This window comes from Testudinibacter sp. 'clade 2', from assembly GCF_006227735.1.
In the GTDB taxonomy this organism is placed as follows: domain Bacteria; phylum Pseudomonadota; class Gammaproteobacteria; order Enterobacterales; family Pasteurellaceae; genus Chelonobacter.
Map to the genome: position 1 here is coordinate 21,277 of NZ_VDHB01000152.1, position 15,177 is coordinate 36,453.

Consider the following 15,177-nt stretch of genomic DNA (forward strand, 5'->3'; position numbering starts at 1 on the left):
CAAAAAATAATCGTCAGCCATTATATGCCTATTTATTGCCTTAATCACTTGAATGATAAAAAATAATGAGCTATATCACAATGTTAAGCAAAATTAGCAAATAAAATAGCTTATAGAAGAAACAATATAAAAATGAAGTGGTGGGTCGTGAAGGATTCGAACCTTCGACCAACGGATTAAAAGTCCGCTGCTCTACCGACTGAGCTAACGACCCATTTGGGGGATTGCAATTTAAGTGGTGGGTCGTGAAGGATTCGAACCTTCGACCAACGGATTAAAAGTCCGCTGCTCTACCGACTGAGCTAACGACCCGCTTGGGAGATTGCAATTTAGTGGTGGGTCGTGAAGGATTCGAACCTTCGACCAACGGATTAAAAGTCCGCTGCTCTACCGACTGAGCTAACGACCCACATTAAGTGGTGGTCACAAGTCGAGTGGTGGGTCGTGAAGGATTCGAACCTTCGACCAACGGATTAAAAGTCCGCTGCTCTACCGACTGAGCTAACGACCCCTCGTTTGTAACGAGGCACTATAATACTCATTTTGCGAAAGTTATCAATCAAAAATTTTGATTTTTTTTCCGGCTGCCTGATTTATCTACAATATCGTCAATCTTGCTTTTAATTTCGCTGATGCCCCACACAATAAGGTCTGTTGATCTTTGTTTATAATTTAAGCTATAGCAGCAAAATAAAAAAACCCTGATAAAAATATCAGGGTTGTCCTATCTTTCAGTTTATTGCAATACTGATAAATTAGTATGCTAACACTGCACGACGGTTTTTAGCGTAATCTGCTTCAGTATGACCTAAAACAGCTGGTTTTTCTTCACCGTAAGAAACGGTAGAAAGTTGTGAACCAGACACGCCTTTACCAGTCAGGTAATTTACTACTGCGTCTGCACGACGTTGACCCAATGCAATGTTGTACTCTGGAGTACCACGCTCATCGGTATTACCTTCTACTAATACTTTGCTTGCTGGAGTAGCAGTCAAGTATAGAGAATGTGCATCTAAAAGTTGTTGGTATTGGCCTTCAATGCTGTATTGATCAAAGCCGAAATACACAGTGTTATAACGCTGTTGTAAATCTTCAGCGGTATAGTTACCGAATAATTGACCTTTCGCAGCAGAGTCATCGGAAGAGCTGCTACATGCAGCTAATACGAATGCAGGTGCAGCTACCATCAAAACTTTTGCAAGTTTTTTCATTTTATTACTCCTTAGTTTATAAGATACTACTTTTTAGTTAGAAATGGCGACCAAGCCGGGAACTTAATTTGCCCGCCTGCACCTGGTAACCTTGCTTTAAAGCGTCCGTCAGCGGACACTAATTGTAACACTTTCCCCAGCCCTTGTGTAGAGCTATAAATGATCATGGTTCCGTTAGGGGATACACTCGGACTTTCGTCCAAGAACGTCGAACCCAAAACCTCTACGCTTCCTGTTGCCAAATCTTTTTTAACGATATGATCAGCCGAAATCATAATCAGATATTTGCCGTCAGAAGTAATCTGACCACTGTAACTTCTGCCGCCGGCACCGACATAACTGGCACCGCCACCATAAGCACTCATCATATAAACCTGCGGACTACCGCCACGGTCGGAGGTAAAGACAATCGATTGTCCGTCCGGCGACCAACTAGGCTCGGTATTATTACCTGCACCGCTGGTTAATTGACTGGTTTGACCCGAAGCCAAATTCATCACATAAATATTCAATTGTCCATCACGCGAAGAGGCAAATGCCAAGCGCGATCCGTCCGGCGAAAATGCCGGTGCGCCATTATGTCGCGGACTGGAGGAAACCACTCTGCGTGAGCCGGAGCCTAAATCTTGTACCACTAATTGTGATTTTTTATTCTCAAAACTAACATATGCCAATTGTTTACCATCGGCTGACCAGCTTGGAGACATTATCGGCTGCGAGCTGCGGTTAACCACAAATTGATTAAAACCGTCATAATCTGAAACTTGCAGCTCATAAGGGGTAGATCCACCATTGCGTTGTACTACATAAGCAATACGGGTTCTGAACGCACCACGAATAGTGGTCAGTTTTTCAAAAACTTCATCACTCACAGTATGCGCACCATAACGTAACTGCTTGTTATTCGGGATCGTATAGCTGTTTTGCTGCAAAACCGACCCTACACCGCCATTACCAATGGTATCTACTAGCTGATAGGCAATATTATAACCCGCACCTGTCGGGGTGATCTGCCCAACTACGACTTCGCTGATACCCAGCGCAGCCCAAGCTTGCGGATTAACCTCTGACGCTGCAGATGGAGTTTGTGGCATTCTGCTCACCGGAATCGGGTTAAATTTGCCGCTATATCTGAGATCTGCCGCAATAATGTCTGCAATATCCGCCGGTGCTGAACCTGGACCATTCCATTTGAATGGGACCACAGCTATAGGTTGCGCCCCTTCCACCGCTTCATCAATCACTATTCGTACTTCTTCGGCACGAACGGTGTGGCTGAGTAACAACAACACAACAGCAAAAAAGCTCACTATTCGAGTCATATATTTCATTTAAATCCCCTATCAAGGTCGTTAATCACGTTTATTTTAAATCAAATGCAATCAATGGATTTTTATACTTATCATACACTGCATCAGAAGGAGGCGGTGGCACTTTTTTGGTTGCCGCAACCGCTCTTAATGCCGGAACACAAATATCATCTGTACCGGAAACTTTCTGATAATCCAAAATCGTTCCATCTCTTGCCAGTGAAATTTTGATATTGCATACTTTACCTAACAAAGCTGCTCTATCACCTCTAAAATTGCGGTTGATCGCACGTTTGATCAAACCGGCATATTCATCACCGACACGCGCCCCATCAGCTCCACTTACCCTGCCGGCGCCGCTACCTGTTGTTCCGCCTTGGTTTTGGTTGCCACCGCTACGACTTGAACCGCCACCGATGGTTCCACTGTTCATAAAATCATCTAATGCCGCTTGCTGTGACGCTTTTTCTGCTGCCGCTTTCGCTGCAGCATCCGCTTTCGCTTTAGCAGCAGCCTCTGCTTTAGCTTTTGCGGCAGCTTCTGCCTTGGCTTTTGCGGCAGCTTCTGCTTTGCTTTTGGCTTCCGCATCCGCTTTTGCCTTGGCTTCTGCTGCGGCTTTTATTTTAGCGTCTTCTTGTGCTTTTTGCTGTGCTTTGGCTTTAGCGTCCGCCTCTGCTTGTGCCTTGGCTTCTGCTTGTGCCTTCGCTTCCGCACTTGCTTTTGCCTTAGCTGCTTCTGCCTGCGCTTCTTGCTCTGCCTTTATTTTAGCCGCAGCCTCTAAACGTTTTGCTTCCGCATCTGCTTTCAGTTTTGCCTGTTCTGCAATGCGTTTGGCTTCAGCCTCTTTGGCTATACGCTGTTGGCGAGCAATCTCTTCTTGCTTTGCCTGCTCTTGTTTTAACTGTTCTTGCTTCGCTTGTTCTTGTTTAGCTTGCTCAGCTTTTGCCTGCTGCTCTTGTCGCTGCTGCTCTTGTCGTTGCTGTTCTTGTCGTTGCTGTTCTTGTAACAGGCGCTGCTGCTCCTGCTGTTTTTTCTCTTGCTCTTGGGCACGCTGCTCCAACTCTTCACGTTTGGCTTTTTCAACATCTCCTTTTTGTTGCTGTTGAATTCGTCCCCACTCTTGCGCGGCCGATCCGGTATCTACCATCACCGCGCCCATAACCTCGCCTTCACCTTCGCCACCACCGGCAGCCGGCATATATTTATACCATAAGGATCCTAAAATCAGGATTCCGAACAGCAGTCCATGCAGGATAGTTGAAATCAAAACTGCACGATTTAATTTCTGTTTTTTCTCAGTCTGCACCGTTGATCCCTTGATTATTCTATTATAAAGGGTTGGTCATTAAGCCGACGGATTTAATACCGGCAAGATGCAACAAATTCAAAGCTTTGATCACCTCTTCATAAGGTGCTTCTTTTGCACCACCAACTAAAAACAAGCTGTTGTTATCTTTATCAAACTCTTGTTTTGCCATTTCGGTCACCATCTGCTCGGTTAAATTCTCATGTCGTTCACCGTTGATCGCCAACGTGTAGCTGCCGACACCCGCAACTTCTAAAATAATGGGTGTTTTATCTTCATTGGAAACCGACTGACTGTCCACCGAATCCGGCAATTCAACCTGCACACTCTGGCTGATAATTGGCGCTGTCGCCATAAAAATCAACAGTAACACCAATAACACATCCAGAAACGGAACAATATTAATTTCCGACTTCATATCACGACGTTTGCGTCTGTATGACATACTATCCTCTTATACTTTACGATACGCTGTGCGGAAATTAATTAACGCTTTTTTTAGCAAAAGCTTGACGATGTAAAATTGTCGTGAATTCATCGATAAAGTTGGCATAGTTCTGTTCCAATTTGCTGACACGCAAACTTAAACGGTTATACGCCATTACTGCCGGAATTGCAGCAAACAAACCAATTGCAGTGGCAATCAACGCTTCTGCGATCCCCGGCGCAACCATTTGCAAGGTCGCTTGTTTCACATTACTCAGTGCCATAAATGCATGCATAATTCCCCATACTGTACCGAATAACCCGATATATGGGCTGATCGACGCAACAGTTGCCAAAAACGGAATCCGATTTTCCACGTCTTCGATTTCACGGTTCAAGGTCAGATTCATTGCCCGGCTCGTTCCTTGAATAATCGATTCCGGCGTGCTTGACGCGGTTTGTTGCAAACGCAAAAACTCTTTGAAACCAACATAAAAAATTTGTTCGCTGCCACTTAAGCCGTCACGGCGATTATCCATGCCTTCATACAGTTTATTTAAATCTTCACCTGACCAGAAACGATCTTCAAAGCTGGCAGAAGATTTTAACGCTTGGCGCAAAATACCGCTGCGCTGAATAATAATAGCCCATGACATAATAGAAAAAAGGATCAAGATTGCGATTACAATCTGTACGATCACACTTGCATCTAAAAAAAGTGCCAGGAAATTTAACTCTGTTGACATCAATAACCCCGATTAGTCAGTTCTACAATATTTACTCTGCTGCCAACACCGCCCTGATTTCCTCAGGTATCGGTATCGGTTTCATTTTCGATAAATCTACCGTTGCAACTAAGACAGTTGCCTCCGACAATAATTCATCTTCCCTTAATAATTTCTGTTCAAAAACAATACTTGCCTGCTTAAGCTGTCGGATTTGAGTTTCCACCACTAAAGCATCATCCAATTTTGCCGCTGTTCGGTAATCAATCTGCATCTTGCGTACTACAAACGCTAAATGAAAATCAGCCAATAATTTTTGCTGCTCGAAACCTAGTTCTCGCAAAAACTCCGTTCTGGCTCTTTCAAAAAAATGAAGATAACGCGCATGATAAACTACTCCGCCGGCATCCGTATCTTCGTAGTAAACTCTGATTGGCATCTGCTGCATCGCTATTATCCTCCCAATTTTCGAAGTTGCTATTATCAAGAATTGTTTGATATTTGTCTAGTGATTGGGAGCTGGATCACAAATTATATTTTTAATCACATAAAACATATTGACGCTTTGCTTAGGGTCTGTTGATGAATGTTACCCAACTATACAACAAACATACCGCACTTTGTTGTTACAAGTAAAAATATGATGATAATCAAGAATGGAAGTGCGGTTTTAAAGCCGCACTTGAGCTGTAATTTTAGATAAAATAGATGTAAAACAGCCCGCCTATTGCTGCGCAATAGCCAATAAGAGGGTTAAATACTGCCTTCCAACGATCTTTTCTAATTTCTAACCCCATGCCATGAATCCATAATGTAGAGGTTCCCCAAATCAAAAACAGTGTGAACAGCGGCGAAGGACCACCTAATTCCAGCGCAAATTTTTTGGCATTCAGGAAAATAGACCCCATTAAGACAATGGCAAGGATAAGTGAAAGGGCTCTATAAGAGCCCTTGTTTACCAATTGATAGAGTCGATCAATCATAGTTACTCATCAAATTTACCGGTTTTTTCAATACTGATCGTAACGATAGCCGCGAAGAAAACCGCTAATAAAACGCCTAACACCCAAGCTATATAAAACATAATAATTCCTCTTTACTTGTACTACTTTACTTGTATTAGTATAGTGAGTTTTTGTTTTCTTCGATAAAGTTGCTATCCAAGCGACCAAACATTTTTGCGTATGCCCAAATTGTATAAGCCAGCAAAATCACCACGAAAACTAATGCCAGCACAAACATCAGCATTAATGTCAGGTGGCTAGATGTAGAATCCCACATCAGCAAACTGGTATTCGGATGAGTAATTGACGGCATAATGAATGGGAACATTGCAACACCACAGGTAAAGATAATACCTGCCATCGTCAATGATGAAAACAGGAATGCAAATCCAGAGCGGTTCGCTTTAGAAAACACAATATTCAATAAACCAGAAACAACCGCAAGAATAGGCAGTGCCCAAAGAATCGGCATTTCTCTGTAGTTGTTAAACCATGCACCGGTTTCCAAGATAACCTCTTTTCCCAACGGCGTTGAAGGGCCACTCTTATCAATGACGCTGGTTACAATATAACCATCTTTAAATAACAACCATACCCCAGCCAACACAAAAGTGATAACGGTTGCAAACGCCCCGACTTGAGTGATCATGCGTGCGCGATCACGTAATTCGGCAGTGGTTTTCATTTGTAACCATGCTGCACCTTGGGTTGTCAGCATAGACAAGCTGATTAAACCACACAGCAAAGCAAATGGGTTCAGCAAACCGAAGAATGAACCGGTATATTTAACTTGTAAAATATCGTTAAATTCAAATGGAACACCTTGTAATAAGTTACCGAATGCCACACCGAATACCAATGACGGTACAAAGCCACCAAGGAATAATCCCCAGTCCCAGGCTGTACGCCATTTTGGATTATCAATTTTCGCACGATATTCCAAACCAACCGGTCTGAAGAAAAGTGCAGCTAACACCAGAATCATGGCAATGTAGAAGCCGGAGAAAGATGTCGCATAAACAATCGGCCAAGCAGCAAACATTGCTCCACCAGCGGTCAATAGCCAGACTTGGTTGCCGTCCCAATGTGGTGCAATCGAGTTGATCATAATTCGTTTCTCAACTTCTTTCTTACCAGCGAAAGGCAATAGGGTCAAAACCCCCATGTCAAAACCATCGGTCACTGCAAAACCCAGGAGCAAAACGCCCACAAGCAGCCACCAAATAAAGCGTAGAATTTCGTAGTCAATCATGATTAGGCTCCTGATTATCTTGCTGTTTGTTCAAAATGGTAGCGACCGGTTTTCAATGAACTTGGTCCCAAACGTCCATATTTGAACATCAGATACATTTCTGCAATCAAGAAAATCGTGTATAACGCACAGATTAAAATGATTGAGAACCATAGATCACCGGTTGTCAAAGCAGAATTTGCCACGCCGACCGGCAACATTTCATAAATTGCCCAAGGTTGACGACCATATTCCGCCAAGAACCAGCCACTTTCAATTGCAATCCATGGCAACGGTAAAGCAAACAGGAGTGCTTTTGAGAACCAAGGTTTAGAACCGATTGTTTTGCGTGCAGTTTGAGCAAATGCACCAATCAATAACAGTAACATTAAGCCACCGGTCAGCATCATGACACGGAATGACCAGAATGTTGGTCCTACTTTAGGTATCGTATCCGCAGCAGCCTGCTGAATTTGCGCTTCTGTTGCATCGACCACATTTTCAGTATATGGTTTTAACAATAAGCCAAATCCCAGATCTTTTTGGTAAACTTTAAACAACTCTTTATCAGCTTCACTGGCACTACCACTACGCAATTTCTGCAATAAATCATAGGCCATAATACCATTACGAACACGCTTTTCATTAATAGCTTTCAGCTCGGTTAAACCGGTAATTTCTTTGGTTAAAGAACGCGTTGCAATAATCCCCGCAGCATATGGAATTTGGATTGCAAAGTCATTTTTCATTTCCGCTTCGTTAGGGATAATCACCATATTCCAATCGGCAGGCGCAGGTGAAGTATGCCATTCCCCTTCCATCGCAGCTAATTTCACCGGCTGTGCTTGTCCAATTTCATAACCGGATTCATCCCCCATCAGCAAGACGGAGAAAATAGCAATAATGCCGAAAGACGCAGCAACGGAGAAAGAGCGTTTTGCAAAGCCAATATCACGACCTTTTAACAGGTAGTAAGAACTGATGGACAATACAAAAATAGCGCCGCAAACATAACCCGCAGACAAGGTATGCAAGAATTTACTTTGTGCCACCGGATTCAACCACAAATCCAAGAAGCTGGTCATTTCCATTCGCATGGTTTCAAAATTAAATTCAGATCCAATCGGATTTTGCATCCAACCGTTTGCTACCAGAATCCACATCGCCGACAAATTGGAGCCGAATGCAACCAAATAAGTCGCCATCAAATGTTTGCCTTTTGACAATCTGTCCCATCCGAAGAAGAACAAGCCGACAAAAGTCGATTCCATAAAGAAAGCCAATAACGCTTCAATAGCCAAAGGCGCACCGAAGATATCGCCTACGTAATGTGAATAGTACGACCAGTTGGTACCGAACTGGAATTCCATTGTTATCCCGGTTGTTACCCCTAAGGCGAAATTGATACCAAATAATTTACCCCAAAATTTGGTCATATCTTTATACACTTCTTTGCCGGTAACCACGTACAAGGTTTCCATTATCACCAGAATAAAGGAAAGGCCTAAAGTAAGTGGTACAAACAAAAAGTGATATAGCGCAGTTAACGCAAACTGCAATCTCGAGAGTTCAACAATATCTAACATCTCAACTCCTTGTATATACTACAAGTTTCTCTGACATTGATTACATTCGTAATCACCCCAAACATCCGACAAATATTCCTGATGTTAATAAAGTTAACTTACTCAAAACACTTATCCAAACCAGCCAAATTGACACAATCTAGATAAATCTTTAAATAAGCTAAATTTATGCCTGCCTATAATACTCTGTAATGCGAGTATTAAAAACAGAAAAATTAATATTCCCGTCACATTTTTGAACATATCTCAAAAAATTACTCCATTCACGAACTACCCCATTTTGATTTAAATCAATTTATTGAAAATATTGCTATTTTTTATACACATACCCTATAAATTTAGTCGGACATTCTACACATAAAACAAATATTTTCGTTGCTTTTATAGACATCGTTTTATTCTTTTGCTATTTTGTGGAAAGATTTTTCGCAGGCAAAATTATCAAGGCTGATAAATGTATCGATAGCGCCAATGTTGTCTCGTTGTTTTGTATTTTTCATCGAAGGAAAAGGAAATGTTAAAAAAAATTGTTGCTTCTGCTGCCCTGGCATTATTCATCGGTGCTGCCTCAGCCAATACCTCTACCAGTACCCCCATAACAAGCAGTATCCCGCAGCAATGTAACCAACTCTTTACCGAAACCGAGCAACTGATCAAAGAAGCGGAAAAACAACCGGGCACTCACACCCAGTTCGCCAATATCAAAAACAAACTCTCACAAAGTAAAAAACAAATCTTAGCTTTAGAACGTGAAGTACAGATCAAAAGCTGTGACAAAGGCTTGGTTGCACTGAACAACATCAAGAATCAACAAGTTCAACCTTAACCACTCATTCTCTTATAAAAACTTATTTACTCACTAAATACGGGAATCCAAGCCCAAATGTAGATAAGTTTTTGAGGTTGCGATCCGTCCACGTGGCGTACGCTGTAAATACCCCTGCTGAATCAAATACGGTTCTAATACATCTTCAATTGTTTCGCGTTCTTCACCGATAGCCGCCGCCAAGCTGTCTAAACCGACCGGACCGCCGTCAAAGCGCTCCACCACCGCACTTAACAGTTTGCGATCCATATAATCAAAACCCTTGGCATCAATATCCAGCATCTTCAGTGCCGAGCAAGCAATTCCAATACTAATCAAACCACTGTTTTTTACATCGGCATAATCACGCACCCGACGCAGTAAACGGTTGGCAATACGCGGTGTACCGCGTGAACGACGAGCCACTTCCAGAGCAGCGCCCTCTTCAATCCGCAAATTTAAACAATTGGCGCTGCGCGTCACGATCGAGGTCAAATCTTCCACCGAATAAAACTCCAAACGTTGTACGATCCCGAAACGATCACGCAGCGGCGAAGTCAATGAACCGGCGCGTGTCGTTGCACCGACAAGGGTAAACGGTGGTAAATCCAGTTTAATCGAGCGTGCCGCCGGCCCTTCGCCGATCATAATATCCAGTTGGTAATCTTCCATTGCCGGATACAACACTTCTTCAATTGCGGGTGAAAGTCGGTGAATTTCATCAATAAACAGCACATCATGCGCTTCCAGATTAGTCAGCATCGCCGCCAAATCCCCGGCTTTTTCCAACACTGGCCCTGAGGTCGTGCGGATATTCACCCCCATTTCGTTGGCAATAATATTGGCAAGCGTGGTTTTTCCCAATCCCGGCGGACCAAAAATCAGCAGGTGATCCAGCGCATCTTTGCGCAGCTTTGCCGCTCGGATAAAGATATCCATCTGCTCACGCACCGCATTCTGCCCGACATAATCTTGCAATAATTTAGGGCGAATGGCACGATCAAGAACATCTTCTTCACCGATTTCTACCGCACTGATAATTCGATCTGCTTCAATCATACCGCTCTTTTCTCTTCTGTTTTATAGCGCCGCTTTTAACGCTTCACGAATCAGTTGTTCGCTTGTCAGTTCCGGTTTGGCAACCCGTTTCACCATTTTTTCTGCATCCAAGGCTTTATAACCTAACGCCACCAGTGCCGCTACCGCATCATCTTCATAATTCGGTGTACTTAAATCCAATTCATGATGGCTACCGTTCGGCATTTTAACAAAGAAATCAGCCTTCGGCATATTGGCAAATTTGCCTTTTAATTCCACCAATAACCGTTCAGCGGTTTTTTTACCGACCCCGGGAATTTTCACCAGTTTAGACAACTCTTCCCGCTCGATCGCAAATGCAAACTCATCAACCGACATCGCCGAGAGAATTGCCAGCGCCAGTTTCGGTCCGACGCCATTGGTTTTAATCAATTCCCGGAACAAAGTGCGGTCTTGCTTAGTGGCAAAGCCAAACAGCAGATGCGCATCTTCACGCACCACCAGATGCGTGAACAACGTTACGGTTTGATTGACTTCCGGCAGGTGATAAAAACTGGTCATTGGCAGCAGCAGCTCATAGCCGACCCCCTGCACGTCCAGTAAAATTTCCGGTGGTTGTTTTTCTAACAACGTGCCATGTAAGCGTCCGATCATGATGATTTCTCTTTAATCCGTATAATGTGGCATAGCATAAAATAAAACTGTATAAATAACCAGTTATTTTTCTGCTTTTAAACGAAAGCGCCCTCGACTGTAACGCGCTTTGAGAACCAGACCGCTCTTTTCCATGTTAAGTGCGGTATTGACGGTTTTACCAATTTGAAGAGAGTGCTGCAAGCTGTGTGCATGAGTAATGGCAATCGCCAGTGCATCGGCAGCGTCCGCCTGTGGTTCAGCTGATAAATTCAGAATGCGGGTCACCATATGCTGCACTTGGACTTTATCCGCCGAACCGCTGCCGACCACGGTTTGTTTGACCAATCGCGCCGCATATTCAAATACCGGCAGATCAAAATTAGTGGCACAAACAATCGCTACACCACGTGCTTGCCCCAATTTCAAGGCGGAATCGGGATTTTTTGCCATAAACACCTGTTCAATCGCAAACATCTGCGGCTGAAACTGGGTGATAATTTCACTGACACCGGCATAAATCCGCTTCAAGCGGGTCGGCAAATCCTCAACGGCGGTACGAATCGCCCCGCTACCCAGATATTCCAACTTGCGCCCATTCTGTCGAATCACACCGTATCCGGTGACACGCGAGCCGGGGTCAATGCCTAAAATGATTGCCATAACTGTTTATCAAAAATTTGCAATAAAAAAGGTGGGTCAAGACCCACCCTACACTAAAGATTACAACAACGCCGCTACTTCGTCGCTGATATCGCCGTTGTGATATACGTTCTGCACGTCGTCACACTCTTCCAGCATATCAATCAAGCGTAGCAATTTGGGCGCGGCTTCGGCATCCAAATCCACCGTAGTGGACGGAATCATCGACACTTCGGCACTCTCAATTTTAAAACCTGCCGCTTCAATGCCGTCACGCACCGTGCCCAACTCTTCCCAAGCGGTATAGATTTCAAAACTACCGTCATCTTGTGGTTGCACATCGTCAGCACCAGCTTCGATTGCCGCTTCCATCAGCGCATCTTCATCGCCTTGCGCAATTAAAATCAAACCTTTTTTGGTGAACAGATAACCGACCGAGCCTTCCGTGCCTAAGTTGCCACCGCACTTGGTGAAACTCGGGCGTACTTGCGAAATGGTACGGTTGGCATTGTCGCTCAAACACTCCACCATCACCGCCGTGCCGCCCGGACCATAGCCTTCGTACACACGGGTTTCCATATTGGTATCATCGCCACCGCCCACGCCACGTTCAATCGCACGGTTAATGGTATCACGGGTCATATTACTGGCTAAGGCTTTATCCACCGCCGCACGCAAACGCGGGTTTGCTGCCGCATCACCGCCGCCGATTTTGGCTGCCGTCACCAATTCCCGAATCAGTTTAGTAAAAATTTTACCGCGCTGCGCATCTTGCGCCGCTTTACGATGTTTAATATTCGCCCATTTACTATGCCCTGCCATATTCAATTTCCTCTTTCTATGTATTTTTAATGACTGATTATTTTAATAAAAACTGCTCAATCGCCGCCGCATTGTTCCACGACTTCGTCATTGTCACTGCCTGCTCTGCCGTCACCCAGCAATACGCCGAATGCTCGCTCAACCGCACTTCGCACTCATCAGCTAATGGCAATAAAAACCAGTGCTCGTGGCAATGGGTTATATTGGGTGCGTATTTATGCCTAAATTGCGGAAAAATTTCAAAATCCACAGAACACTGACAATCAACTAAACCAACCGCACTTAACCCCGTTTCTTCCGCCACTTCACGTTTTGCGGCGCAAAGTGCGGTTTCACCTTGTTCCAAACTGCCTGACACCGACTGCCAAAAGTCCGAATCGTCGTTACGCTGCAACATCAGAACACGTTCGGTGTCAGTGGCGTAAATCACCACCAACACCGATTCCGGGCGTTTAAATCCTGGCATTTACTCTTTCGCTTTTGCGACCGTTAAAGCAAGCTCATTCAACGCTTGCTCGTTGGCAATACTCGGTGCGTCGGTCAGCAAACAGGCTGCGGCAGTGGTTTTCGGGAAGGCGATCACATCACGGATATTGTCGGTTCCGGTCAACAGCATGGTGAGGCGATCCAAACCAAACGCCAAGCCGGCGTGTGGCGGGGTGCCGAATTTCAGCGCATCGAGTAAGAAACCGAATTTCTCTTGTTGCTCTTGTTCGTTAATGCCCAAAATGCTGAACACGGTTTGTTGCATTTTTTGATCGAAAATCCGCACTGAACCGCCACCGACTTCGTAACCATTGATCACCATATCATAGGCATTGGCGACTGCACTGGTCGGATCTTGTGCCAGTTCTGCCGGACTGAAATCTTTCGGTGAAGTGAACGGGTGATGCATTGCCGCCAAGTGACCTTCTTCGTCACGTTCGAACATTGGAAAATCGATTACCCACAGCGGTTTCCATTGATCTAATTGGGTCAACGCTAAATCTTTGCCGACTTTCAGACGCAATGCCCCCATCGAATCGGTCACGATATTGTACTTATCCGAACCAAAGAAAATAATATCGCCGTTTTGCGCCTGAGTGCGTGTCAACACCGCACTTAGCACCTCGGCTGACAAAAACTTGGCAATCGGGCTTTGCACACCGTCCACACCAGCGGACAGATCGTTTACTTTCAGCCATGCCAAACCTTTGGCACCGTAAATGCCGACAAATTGGGTGTATTCATCAATCTGTTTACGGGTCAACGTTGCCCCGCTTGGCACACGAAGTGCGGTTACGCGCCCTTTCGCATCGTTCGCCGGGCCGCTGAACACTTTAAATTCCACCGCTTTCAACAAATCGGCAACATCAACCAGCTCCAGCGGATTACGCAAATCCGGTTTGTCCGAACCAAAACGGCGCATCGCTTCGGCATAAGTCATGATCGGGAACTGCCCCAAATCAACACCGATAATCTGTTGCCATAAGCCGCGCACCAATGCTTCCATTTTTTCACGCACTTCTTCCGCGCTCATAAACGAAGTTTCCACATCGATTTGGGTAAATTCAGGTTGGCGATCGGCACGCAAATCTTCATCGCGGAAACATTTTACGATTTGATAATAACGATCGAAACCGGACATCATCAGTAATTGTTTGAACAACTGCGGCGATTGTGGCAGCGCATAGAATTTGCCTTTATGCACCCGACTTGGCACCAAGTAATCGCGCGCGCCTTCCGGCGTGGCTTTGGTCAGCATCGGGGTTTCGATATCCAAGAAGCCGTGTTCATCCATAAAGCGGCGTACAAAACTGGTGATTTTGGCACGGGTTTTAATCCGTTGTGCCATTTCTGGGCGGCGCAGATCGAGATAACGGTATTTTAAGCGCTGCTCTTCGGTATTATTTTGATTGAAATCCAACGGCAACACAGCGGCACTGTTGTAGATTTTCAGCGTTTTCGCCAGCACCTCCACTTCGCCGGTCGCCATATCCGGATTGATGTTTTTTTCGGTGCGGGCAATCACTTCCCCTTGAATCTGCACGCAAAATTCATTGCGCAATGTCGCCGCCGCTGCAAACGCTTCTTGCTGTGCTGGATCAAAAAACACTTGCACAATGCCTTCACGATCACGCAGATCGACAAAAATCATCGCTCCGAAATCTCGACGACGATGAATCCAACCGCTTAATGTAACTTGTTGTCCGACATTGCTTTGATTCAGTGATCCGCAATAATGTGTCCGCATCATAGTGTGTGTTCCTTGCTGATATTAAATTGAATTCCCGATTCTCGAAATTGAGAAAAAGTTGAGAAGATTAACTGACGGATTATAGCGGAATTTTTGGTAGGAATGAACTGGTTTATCAACCGCTAAAATCAAAAGTGCGGTTTCGCTAATCAGGCTGAAACCGCACTTGGGCAAATATAATTCGTTATAGGGTCTGTTGATC

At 44.6% G+C, this 15,177-nt stretch carries 18 protein-coding genes and 4 tRNA genes; 1 reads left to right on the top strand and 21 read right to left on the bottom strand.

Features of this window, described 5'->3' with window-relative positions; all coding sequences use genetic code 11:
* Nucleotides 1-138: 138 nt before the first annotated feature.
* From FHQ30_RS11175 to FHQ30_RS11240, 14 genes are all read right to left on the bottom strand, one after another.
* Nucleotides 139-214, bottom strand: a tRNA-Lys gene (locus FHQ30_RS11175).
* A gap of 22 nt (nt 215-236) precedes the next feature.
* Nucleotides 237-312, bottom strand: a tRNA-Lys gene (locus FHQ30_RS11180).
* 21 nt (nt 313-333) lie between these two features.
* Nucleotides 334-409 (bottom strand) — tRNA-Lys (locus FHQ30_RS11185).
* Between the two features lie 26 nt (nt 410-435).
* A tRNA-Lys gene (locus tag FHQ30_RS11190) sits at nt 436-511 on the bottom strand.
* A gap of 244 nt (nt 512-755) precedes the next feature.
* A complete protein-coding gene (gene pal / locus FHQ30_RS11195) occupies nt 756-1,211 on the bottom strand; it encodes a peptidoglycan-associated lipoprotein Pal (protein ID WP_132966984.1) in 456 nt (151 codons plus the stop codon).
* A 26-nt stretch (nt 1,212-1,237) separates the two neighbouring features.
* Nucleotides 1,238-2,542 carry a Tol-Pal system beta propeller repeat protein TolB gene (tolB, locus tag FHQ30_RS11200; RefSeq protein ID WP_132966982.1) on the bottom strand — a complete coding sequence of 435 codons (1,305 nt, stop codon included), beginning with the start codon at nt 2,540-2,542 and terminating at the stop codon, nt 1,238-1,240.
* A gap of 31 nt (nt 2,543-2,573) precedes the next feature.
* Entirely contained in the window at nt 2,574-3,827 is a 1,254-nt protein-coding gene (tolA, locus tag FHQ30_RS11205) for a cell envelope integrity protein TolA (RefSeq protein ID WP_139611411.1), read from the bottom strand.
* Between the two features lie 22 nt (nt 3,828-3,849).
* Nucleotides 3,850-4,272 carry a colicin uptake protein TolR gene (gene tolR, locus FHQ30_RS11210; RefSeq protein ID WP_132966979.1) on the bottom strand — a complete coding sequence of 141 codons (423 nt, stop codon included), beginning with the start codon at nt 4,270-4,272 and terminating at the stop codon, nt 3,850-3,852.
* Between the two features lie 37 nt (nt 4,273-4,309).
* Nucleotides 4,310-4,999 (bottom strand): protein TolQ, encoded by a 690-nt coding sequence (gene tolQ / locus FHQ30_RS11215; RefSeq protein ID WP_132966977.1) that lies wholly within the window; start codon nt 4,997-4,999, stop codon nt 4,310-4,312.
* A gap of 31 nt (nt 5,000-5,030) precedes the next feature.
* Entirely contained in the window at nt 5,031-5,426 is a 396-nt protein-coding gene (gene ybgC / locus FHQ30_RS11220) for a tol-pal system-associated acyl-CoA thioesterase (RefSeq protein WP_139611410.1), read from the bottom strand.
* A 247-nt stretch (nt 5,427-5,673) separates the two neighbouring features.
* A complete protein-coding gene (gene ybgE / locus FHQ30_RS11225; protein WP_139611409.1) occupies nt 5,674-5,961 on the bottom strand; it encodes a cyd operon protein YbgE in 288 nt (95 codons plus the stop codon).
* 2 nt (nt 5,962-5,963) lie between these two features.
* Nucleotides 5,964-6,062: a CydX/CbdX family cytochrome bd oxidase small subunit gene (locus FHQ30_RS11230; RefSeq protein WP_132966971.1), complete on the bottom strand. Its 99-nt coding sequence runs from the start codon at nt 6,060-6,062 to the stop codon at nt 5,964-5,966.
* A 35-nt stretch (nt 6,063-6,097) separates the two neighbouring features.
* Nucleotides 6,098-7,234, bottom strand: coding sequence for a cytochrome d ubiquinol oxidase subunit II (gene cydB, locus FHQ30_RS11235; protein WP_139611408.1), 1,137 nt, complete (start codon nt 7,232-7,234; stop codon nt 6,098-6,100).
* Nucleotides 7,235-7,248: 14 nt separating this feature from the next.
* Nucleotides 7,249-8,799, bottom strand: coding sequence for a cytochrome ubiquinol oxidase subunit I (locus tag FHQ30_RS11240; protein WP_139611407.1), 1,551 nt, complete (start codon nt 8,797-8,799; stop codon nt 7,249-7,251).
* 514 nt (nt 8,800-9,313) lie between these two features.
* Between FHQ30_RS11240 and FHQ30_RS11245 the strand changes: the two genes are divergently transcribed.
* Nucleotides 9,314-9,625: a DUF5339 domain-containing protein gene (locus FHQ30_RS11245; protein ID WP_139612071.1), complete on the top strand. Its 312-nt coding sequence runs from the start codon at nt 9,314-9,316 to the stop codon at nt 9,623-9,625.
* Nucleotides 9,626-9,658: 33 nt separating this feature from the next.
* On the opposite strand, the gene ruvB is transcribed toward FHQ30_RS11245, so the two are convergent.
* The 7 genes from ruvB to FHQ30_RS13485 all read right to left on the bottom strand — a co-directional run.
* The gene (gene ruvB / locus FHQ30_RS11250) at nt 9,659-10,663 is read right to left on the bottom strand and encodes a Holliday junction branch migration DNA helicase RuvB (RefSeq protein WP_139612070.1); all 1,005 of its coding nucleotides are present in this window, start codon (nt 10,661-10,663) and stop codon (nt 9,659-9,661) included.
* 21 nt (nt 10,664-10,684) lie between these two features.
* Nucleotides 10,685-11,296, bottom strand: coding sequence for a Holliday junction branch migration protein RuvA (gene ruvA, locus FHQ30_RS11255; RefSeq protein ID WP_139612069.1), 612 nt, complete (start codon nt 11,294-11,296; stop codon nt 10,685-10,687).
* 63 nt (nt 11,297-11,359) lie between these two features.
* The gene (ruvC, locus tag FHQ30_RS11260) at nt 11,360-11,938 is read right to left on the bottom strand and encodes a crossover junction endodeoxyribonuclease RuvC (RefSeq protein ID WP_139612068.1); all 579 of its coding nucleotides are present in this window, start codon (nt 11,936-11,938) and stop codon (nt 11,360-11,362) included.
* Between the two features lie 60 nt (nt 11,939-11,998).
* Complete coding sequence (locus tag FHQ30_RS11265; RefSeq protein WP_132966955.1) at nt 11,999-12,739, bottom strand: YebC/PmpR family DNA-binding transcriptional regulator; 741 nt, start codon at nt 12,737-12,739, stop codon at nt 11,999-12,001.
* A 37-nt stretch (nt 12,740-12,776) separates the two neighbouring features.
* Nucleotides 12,777-13,205, bottom strand: coding sequence for a dihydroneopterin triphosphate diphosphatase (nudB, locus tag FHQ30_RS11270; protein WP_139612067.1), 429 nt, complete (start codon nt 13,203-13,205; stop codon nt 12,777-12,779).
* A complete protein-coding gene (gene aspS / locus FHQ30_RS11275) occupies nt 13,206-14,975 on the bottom strand; it encodes an aspartate--tRNA ligase (RefSeq protein WP_139612066.1) in 1,770 nt (589 codons plus the stop codon).
* 21 nt (nt 14,976-14,996) lie between these two features.
* Nucleotides 14,997-15,177: hypothetical protein (locus FHQ30_RS13485; protein ID WP_267965307.1), on the bottom strand; the 181-nt coding region annotated here is incomplete at its 5' end.

What these genes read in the sequence shown, in the direction of transcription:
- pal (WP_132966984.1), bottom strand. Translation starts at nt 1,211, where the DNA reads ATGAAAAAACTTGCAAAAGTTTTGATGGTAGCTGCACCTGCATTCGTA.
- tolB (WP_132966982.1), bottom strand. Translation starts at nt 2,542, where the DNA reads ATGAAATATATGACTCGAATAGTGAGCTTTTTTGCTGTTGTGTTGTTG.
- tolR (WP_132966979.1), bottom strand. Translation starts at nt 4,272, where the DNA reads ATGTCATACAGACGCAAACGTCGTGATATGAAGTCGGAAATTAATATT.
- tolQ (WP_132966977.1), bottom strand. Translation starts at nt 4,999, where the DNA reads ATGTCAACAGAGTTAAATTTCCTGGCACTTTTTTTAGATGCAAGTGTG.
- ybgC (WP_139611410.1), bottom strand. Translation starts at nt 5,426, where the DNA reads ATGCAGCAGATGCCAATCAGAGTTTACTACGAAGATACGGATGCCGGC.
- ybgE (WP_139611409.1), bottom strand. Translation starts at nt 5,961, where the DNA reads ATGATTGATCGACTCTATCAATTGGTAAACAAGGGCTCTTATAGAGCC.
- FHQ30_RS11230 (WP_132966971.1), bottom strand. Translation starts at nt 6,062, where the DNA reads ATGTTTTATATAGCTTGGGTGTTAGGCGTTTTATTAGCGGTTTTCTTC.
- cydB (WP_139611408.1), bottom strand. Translation starts at nt 7,234, where the DNA reads ATGATTGACTACGAAATTCTACGCTTTATTTGGTGGCTGCTTGTGGGC.
- FHQ30_RS11240 (WP_139611407.1), bottom strand. Translation starts at nt 8,799, where the DNA reads ATGTTAGATATTGTTGAACTCTCGAGATTGCAGTTTGCGTTAACTGCG.
- FHQ30_RS11245 (WP_139612071.1), top strand. Translation starts at nt 9,314, where the DNA reads ATGTTAAAAAAAATTGTTGCTTCTGCTGCCCTGGCATTATTCATCGGT.
- ruvB (WP_139612070.1), bottom strand. Translation starts at nt 10,663, where the DNA reads ATGATTGAAGCAGATCGAATTATCAGTGCGGTAGAAATCGGTGAAGAA.
- ruvA (WP_139612069.1), bottom strand. Translation starts at nt 11,296, where the DNA reads ATGATCGGACGCTTACATGGCACGTTGTTAGAAAAACAACCACCGGAA.
- ruvC (WP_139612068.1), bottom strand. Translation starts at nt 11,938, where the DNA reads ATGGCAATCATTTTAGGCATTGACCCCGGCTCGCGTGTCACCGGATAC.
- FHQ30_RS11265 (WP_132966955.1), bottom strand. Translation starts at nt 12,739, where the DNA reads ATGGCAGGGCATAGTAAATGGGCGAATATTAAACATCGTAAAGCGGCG.
- nudB (WP_139612067.1), bottom strand. Translation starts at nt 13,205, where the DNA reads ATGCCAGGATTTAAACGCCCGGAATCGGTGTTGGTGGTGATTTACGCC.
- aspS (WP_139612066.1), bottom strand. Translation starts at nt 14,975, where the DNA reads ATGATGCGGACACATTATTGCGGATCACTGAATCAAAGCAATGTCGGA.